Origin of the sequence: Microbacterium sp. NPDC057407 (assembly GCF_042803895.1) — a bacterium.
Taxonomy (GTDB): Bacteria; Actinomycetota; Actinomycetes; order Actinomycetales; family Microbacteriaceae; genus Microbacterium.
Window position 1 is genome coordinate 184,437 of record NZ_JBHVCA010000005.1, and the last position, 7,136, is coordinate 191,572.

The following is a 7,136-nucleotide window of genomic DNA, read 5'->3' on the forward strand; positions in this document are numbered from 1 at the left end:
CCAGCGTGGGGGTCGGGATGAGAGACCCGATTCTCGCCCACAGTCTTGACGGCCCCCCTCGCGGAGAGCCGTCAAGCCGTCAGCTGGTCAGAGCCGACGGATGTCACACCACACCCAGAAAAGGAAAGCTGTGAACAAGAAGAAGGTTATCGCAGCGGGTGCCGCTCTCGGCCTCGCTGCATCACTCCTGGTGACGATGCCGGCGGCCAACGCCGAGCCCGTCGCCAACGGCCCGGTCGTCGTGGGGTCGGACACGCTGCAGGATGTGCTCAACGCCCTCACCAACGGCTCGGGCATCACCGGCAGCAACGTGCGCTCGACGGCCGGCGGGCTCTTCGCTGCGTCGTTCGACGCGACCGGCTCGACCACCATCCAGACCAAGTCCGGCGGCCCCCGCTTCGGTCGCCCCAACGGCTCGGGCGACGGCGTCCGCGCCCTCAGCCGGTCGATCGACGGCAACCCCTACACGTCTGCCACGCCGGGCAGCCCCGCCAACGTGACGATCTCGAACCAGGTGGACGTCGCGCGCTCATCGTCGGGCGCGACGGTCGTCGCGAACGGGCCGCTCCTGTACATCCCGTTCGGCCGCGACGCCCTCTCGTACGCGCACTCGGGCGGGGCCAACGCCGCGTTCGACAACCTCGACCAGGCGACGCTCAAGGGCATCTTCGAGTGCACGATCACCCAGGTCGGCGGTGTCACGGTGACCCCCGTCATCCCGCAGACGGGCTCGGGCACGCGCAACGACTTCATCAGCAAGGTCGGCATCGGCACCCTCGGCGGCTGCGTCGTCACGGGTCAGGAGCACGACACGTCGAACCTCGCCAACGGCGAGCCCTTCCCGGCGAACGCCGTCACCCCGATGTCGGCCGCCCAGTGGGTGGCGCAGAACACGGGTGCGGGCGTCGACCGCCGCGGTGACGGCGTGAAGATCGGCTCGCCGATCGCCGGCACCCCCGCGGTTACGGGCACCGGCGCCGCCACGGTCCCCAACCCGACCTTCTACGCCAACAGCACCTGGGGCCGCGACACGTACATCGTCGTCGAGGCCGCTCGTGTGACCGCCGGCGACGCGAAGTACGACCCGAACCTCGCCAACCTCGTCAGCAACGCGGCATCCAAGCTCGGCAACACGCAGAGCACGCTCGCCGCGCAGGCCGGCTCGGTCAAGAAGAAGTTCGGCTTCCTCGCTCCCGCCAGCGCGACGCCGTTCCGCGCCGCTCTCCGCTCCTGAAACCCTTTCGCGACACCCCCTCAGAAACGAGAAGGAACATCATGACCATCAGCAAGAAGTGGAGCGTGGCGACCGCTGCCGCGCTCACGATCGCCCTCGTCGGCGGTGGAGCCGTCGCGGCCAACGCGGCCCCCGGCGACCCGATCAAGAACCCGCAGCCCAACGGCTCGCCCGGCGCCTTCTACATCTTCGATGAGAACGGCGAGCTCGCCGAGCAGGACGGTCGCGTCTTCGCTCGTGCGGACTTCCTGTTCGCCACCTCGGACCACGAAGACGTCAACGCCGAGCTCGACCCGGCCGACTACGCTCCGGCCGGCTCGTGGAACCAGGTCTGGAAGTTCATCGCCAAGCCGAGCGAGCTCTCCGGCGGCACCGGCAGCTGGCGCGCGTTCTCGGTCGACAGCGCGTCGGGCCCGAACGGCGGCGTCCTCCAGCCGAACCTGACCCTGGGCGACCTCGGTCTCGGGAACAACGGCGGCATCGACTCGGTGTTCGCCGCCGACGGCGACTGGCTCGTGGGCATCGCGTTCACCACCAACGCCGGCGTGACGCCGGTCGGCATGGTGTACCGGTCGGTCACGATCGACGGTGACACCGACACCTACACCTACGGTCCGATCACGTACGACGTGCCGGTCGGTCCTGTCGCACCGACCGAGGCCGACCTGACCGCCGGTCTGCGCGACACGGGCCTCGTGACCGAGACGATCGACAGCACGACGCTCGAGATCGACGCGGGCGCCGGCAAGGCCAACCAGACGCTCACCTACGGTTCGTTCCCCACGGGACTCGCGGGCACGGTGGTGCTCGACGCCAACGGCCGCGGCACGATCAACGCCTCGGCGGTCCCGGTCGGTCAGGCCACCAAGCTGTGGGTCTCCCAGAGCGACTACACCGGCCTGTCGTGGGATTCGTTCACCCTCACCGCGACCCCGCCGGCCAACCAGGACACCACGGCTCTCGAGGTCGAGGTCACCACGTCGGGCAAGTTCGCGCTCGTCGCTCCCGCGGCGCAGACGATCGACCTCGGCGACGTGCGCCGCAACCGCGTCAGCAACCCGGTGCCGCTCGGCTCGGTGACGGTGTTCGACGACCGCGACGTGCTCTCGGGCTGGAACCTGAACATCTCGTCGTCGGCGTTCGCCGGTCCGGGCTCGACCACCGTCCCGGCTGCGGCCCTCGGCTACGCCCCCGTCGGCACGACGCTCTTCCAGGGCATCACCGCCGGGGCCCCGAAGCTCGCGGGCGAAGGCTCGTTCGGCGTCCTCGCCGAGGGTGCCGCCGGTTCGTCGACCGGTGAATTCGAAGGTGCCGTGATCGACACGAACCTGACGTTCAAGGCTCCGATCAACGCGGCGAAGGGCGTGCACACCGCGACCCTGACCCTCGACCTCGTCTCGAAGTAACCGTCGAGAGACACCCGTGTGGGAAAGGTGCTTCGTGCGTCTTTCCCACACGGCGTGTCCCCTCTTCCCCTCTGCACCCATCGGATTGCCTGCCATGATCACCAGCACCTCCTCTGCCGCTCTCGCCCGTCGCGCCGCCCGAGGCGTCCGGCGGGCCGTCGCCGTGTCACTGGCGGCAGGACTCGCACTCGCCGGCGCGGCCCTGACGGTCCCGACCGCTGCGCATGCGGCCGACGACACCATCGGCATCTTGGCGGCTCCGGCGGGGCCCGACGGCTCCGCCGACGGCCGCACCCGGTTCAGCTACGCCGCCGACCCGGGGCAGAAGATCTCCGACCAGTACGTGGTGCGCAACACCGGCACGACGGTGCAGACCTTCACCGTGCTCTCGACCGACGCCTTCAATGACGAGGCGGGCGAGTTCGCCCTGCTGGAGACGGATGCCGAGGCCACCGACATCGGCAGCTGGGTGACGTTCGAGAACGGCACCGACCGGTTGCAGTTCGAGCTCGCACCGGGTGCTTCCCGGCTCGTGTCCTTCACCGTGAGCGTCCCGGCCGACGCGACGCCGGGCGACCACGTGGGCGGACTGGCCACCTCGGTCAAGACGCCGAGCGGTCAGGTCGTGCTCGACCGCCGCCTCGGCACGCGCATGTACCTCCGGGTCTCGGGCGACATCCAGGCGGGCCTGTCGATCGCGGGGCTCAACGCCGACTACATCGGCGACTGGTGGAATCCCTTCTCCGGTTCCGTCCGCGTCCGCTACACCGTGGAGAACACGGGCAACATCGCGCTCGCGTCGAACATCACCGTCGGGGCCAGCACGTGGTTCGGCATCCCGACCGGCGCCGAGCAGGGCGACGGCATCCCCGAGCTGCTGCCTGGCGGCACCCGCACCTACGAGACCGACCTGCCGGGGATCGCGAGCTGGGGCTACCTCAACGCCCATGTCACCTTGAACCCGTTCGTCGAAGGCGACGACGCGACGAAGCTTCTGCCGGTCCCGGCGACGTCGCGCGACACCATCCTGTTCGCTCCGCCGTGGACGATCCTCATCGCCCTCGCCGTCGTAGGGATCGCGCTGATCGTCCGGCGCTGGCGCGCGAAGGTCGACGCGCGTCGCGCCGAGGAATGGATCGCGTACACCGAGGCCGAGGCAGCCCGCAAGGCCGCCGAGCGCGAGGTCGTGGGGGCGGGGTCGTCTTCGTGAGGGGCCGCGCCGGCCGCGCGATGCCAGGCGCGACACGGGATGCCGGCGCCTGGGCGCGCCTGCTGGTGGAGGTCGGTGCGGTGGCCGCCGCATCCGTCCTCCTCGTCGCAGGTCTCGTCCTCGGAGGCTCGCCCGCCCACGCGGACACGAGCGACGACGGCAATCTCGTGGTCGACGTCACCGACGGCGTGAAGCCGACCACCAAGCCGACCCCCCAGCCGCCGCGCCCCCCGGGACCGCCGTTCACGCCTCCCGGTCAGGGCGGAGGATCGGGCGGAGGAGTGGTCGCGCCCGTCGACGACACGCAGGCCACGATCCCCGACCCGGTCGCCGCCGACGATGCGCTCGGCGACGATGCTGCCGCGTCGGGACCGATCACGATGAGCGGACTCATCGCCACCGCGACTCCGTCGTTCGGCGTGGACAACGGCACGTTGCGACTCGAGTTCGTCGTGCGGAACAACTACGCCACGTCCATCGACGCGACCGCGCGATTCTGGGTCGCCGATGTGACGGGCACCACCGTGGCCGAGACGGAAGCCGTGCCGGTGGATGACCTGGAGGCGGGGGAGACCCGGCGGGTGCTCGTCACGATCGACGGGCTGGGCCAGCGGACGGTGCTGCGCGCCTACGTGCGGTTCTTCCCGCCGGCCACGATGGATGGGGACGAGGTGGCGCCGATCACACGCAACACCCTCGTGGTGATCCCGCCCCTGTTCAGCATCTCGCTCGTCAGCGCCCTGGGACTGCTCGGCGGGGCGGCGTGGTGGGTGCTCAGCCTGCGGGGGCTCCGGCTCCGACTCCGGGGGCTCCCGATATGAGCGTGCGCCATCGGACCGCGGCCAACGCTCGTGCGCTGCGCGTTCACAAGCCGTTCAGGGGTGCGCATCCGAACCGACGCGGGGTCGTGCGTGAATATGCCGTGACCATCGACGTGCCCGACCGCGTCCCCTCGCGCGAGGGGGCGTCAGCGTGACGGTCACGCAGAACGGACCCCGCGCCGACGCGCTCGATGCGGCCCTCCGTCGGGTGACGGGGTGGCGGATGCCGGGCGCCGGCGGTCCCCCGCGGCCCCCCCGGCCTCCGCGGCAGCCACGAGACCAGCGCCCGCCGCGGCCCCCACGTCGCGTGCCGAAGGTCAAGCCCGAGCTTCCGCCCCTTCCCCCGCGGATGATCTTCGTGCGCGGCGGCCTGATCGTGCTGTCGGCTCTGCTGCTCGCCCTCGCCCTGAACATCCTCGTCGTAGGGCAGGTGCGCCACCTCGTCGCGCAGCAGCAGCTGAGCGACGCGTTCCGAGCCCAGCTGCAAGAAGGAACCGCGCCGGTGTCGGAGGGCGACGTCGACGAGATCCTTCTGCCCGACGGCGCGCCGGTGGGAATCATCGACATTCCGCGCCTCGGCGTGCGAGAGGTGATCGTCGAGGGCACCGACTCCGGCACGACCCAGCTGGGTCCCGGTCACCGGCGCGACACGAGCCTCCCGGGCCAGGCGGGTGAGAGCGTCATCATGGGCCGGGCCGCCGGGTTCGGCGGCCCCTTCGGTCGCATCCAGGAGCTCGCCCCCGGAGACGAGTTCACGATCATCACCGGGCAGGGCGAGCACCGGTTCGAGGTGATCGGGCTCCGCTACGCCGGGGACCCGTCACCACCGCCCCTCACGGCAGGCGAGAGTCGGGTCATCCTCACCACAGCCCGCGGCGCCCCCTATCTGCCCACGGGCATCGCTCGCGTCGACGCGCAACTCGTCAGCGACGTCCAGCCTGCCGGCCCTCGACAGACCCGGTTCACGACGCTGTCGCCGTCGCAGACCGCGATGGCCGGCGACACGTCGATGGCGTGGGCGCTCGTCTTCGCGCTGCAGTTCCTCGTCGTGGTCGAGATCGCCGCCGTCTGGGCCTACCGCAACGTGGGGGCGCGACGCACGTGGATCGTCTTCGCCCCCCTCACGATGCTGGCGTCGCTGTGGGTGACGGGCGAGATCGTCCGGCTCCTCCCCAACCTCCTCTAGACGCGCGAGCGTCGCCCCTCCCGTACCCGAAACGGAAACCACCGATGACCAGGCCCGCCACCGCGCATGACCAGGGCGCGGAGACCACCGCCGCCCCCGATCCGTCGCTCCCGAACGTCGAGGGGACGGAGCCCGCCGACGCCACCGCGAACACCGTGGTCATCACGTCGGAGGAGGGCCCCGGCACCCCGCCCGAGCCACCGCTCGACGCCACCGCCCCGACCGACGACGTCACCCGGATCATCCCCGCGGGGCGCACCACCCCCCGGTGGTCTCCCGCGCGCCTGACGGCGGCCGTGTCGAGTCTGGCCCCGGGCGGCGGCCGACCGGGCCTTCGTCTGCCAGGACGCAAGGGGCACGCAGCATCCGCCCCTCCTCTCGCCCCGCAGCCGGCCAGTCTCGAGGGCCGCAACGTCTCGGCGTGGTTCGGCGAGCGCAAGGTGCTCGACCGGGTGTCGCTGACAATGGATGCCGGCATCATCACGTCGCTGATCGGGCCCTCGGGGTGCGGCAAGTCGACGTTCCTGCGCATCCTCAACCGCATGCACGAGCTGGTGCCGTCCGCGTCGCTCGCCGGTGAGGTGCTGCTCGACGGCGACGACATCTACGACCCGACCCGCAAGCTCGTCGACGCCCGCAAAGAGATCGGCATGGTGTTCCAGAAGCCGAACCCGTTCCCGGCGCAGTCGATCTACGACAACGTCATCGCCGGTCTGCGCCTCACCGGCACCAAAGCCTCGCGTGACGAGAAGGACGAGCTCGTCGAGTCGTGCCTGACCCGCGCGGGACTGTGGAAAGAGGTCAAAGACCGCCTGCGCTCGCCGGGTGCGGGACTCTCGGGCGGCCAGCAGCAGCGTCTGTGCATCGCCCGGTCTCTGGCTGTGCGGCCGCGGGTGCTGCTGATGGACGAGCCGTGCTCGGCACTCGACCCCACGTCGACCCGCGTGATCGAGGAGACGATGCTCGAACTCGCCAGCGAGGTGACCATCGTCATCGTCACGCACAACATGCAGCAGGCGCAGCGGGTCTCGCAGCAGTGCGCGTTCTTCCTCGCCTCGCACGGCACGCCCGGCGCGATCGTCGAGCACGGCGACACCGAGGCCATGTTCGCCGACCCCATCGACCCGCGGACCCACGACTACGTGAACGGCGTCTTCGGCTGACCCGGTCGCGGTACCTCGCGGCCCTGCTCCCTCGGCCCGCGCTCGAGTCGCGAAAAAAACCCGAGACACCCCGCCGCGGGCCGGGTGTATAGTCGGAAAGGGGGTTGGGGTTGCGG

The 7,136-nt window shown here is 70.8% G+C and carries 6 protein-coding genes; all 6 read left to right on the plus strand.

Going from position 1 to position 7,136, the window contains the following annotated elements; all coding sequences use genetic code 11:
- The first annotated feature begins 130 nt into the window (after positions 1–130).
- The 6 genes from ACFUTX_RS14045 (at position 131) to ACFUTX_RS14070 (ending at position 7,020) form a co-directional block, all read left to right on the plus strand.
- Positions 131–1,234 carry a hypothetical protein gene (locus ACFUTX_RS14045; protein WP_378865841.1) on the plus strand — a complete coding sequence of 368 codons (1,104 nt, stop codon included), beginning with the start codon at positions 131–133 and terminating at the stop codon, positions 1,232–1,234.
- Between the two features lie 41 nt (positions 1,235–1,275).
- A complete protein-coding gene (locus tag ACFUTX_RS14050; RefSeq protein ID WP_378865843.1) occupies positions 1,276–2,640 on the plus strand; it encodes a hypothetical protein in 1,365 nt (454 codons plus the stop codon).
- Between the two features lie 94 nt (positions 2,641–2,734).
- On the plus strand, positions 2,735–3,850 hold the full coding sequence (locus ACFUTX_RS14055; protein ID WP_378865846.1) for a hypothetical protein: 1,116 nt from the start codon (positions 2,735–2,737) through the stop codon (positions 3,848–3,850).
- A gap of 20 nt (positions 3,851–3,870) precedes the next feature.
- Positions 3,871–4,671, plus strand: a complete 801-nt coding sequence (locus ACFUTX_RS14060; protein WP_378865849.1) for a hypothetical protein — start codon at positions 3,871–3,873, stop codon at positions 4,669–4,671.
- 307 nt (positions 4,672–4,978) lie between these two features.
- Entirely contained in the window at positions 4,979–5,857 is an 879-nt protein-coding gene (locus tag ACFUTX_RS14065; RefSeq protein WP_378865851.1) for a sortase, read from the plus strand.
- A gap of 338 nt (positions 5,858–6,195) precedes the next feature.
- A complete protein-coding gene (locus tag ACFUTX_RS14070; RefSeq protein WP_378865997.1) occupies positions 6,196–7,020 on the plus strand; it encodes a phosphate ABC transporter ATP-binding protein in 825 nt (274 codons plus the stop codon).
- Positions 7,021–7,136: the final 116 nt, after the last annotated feature.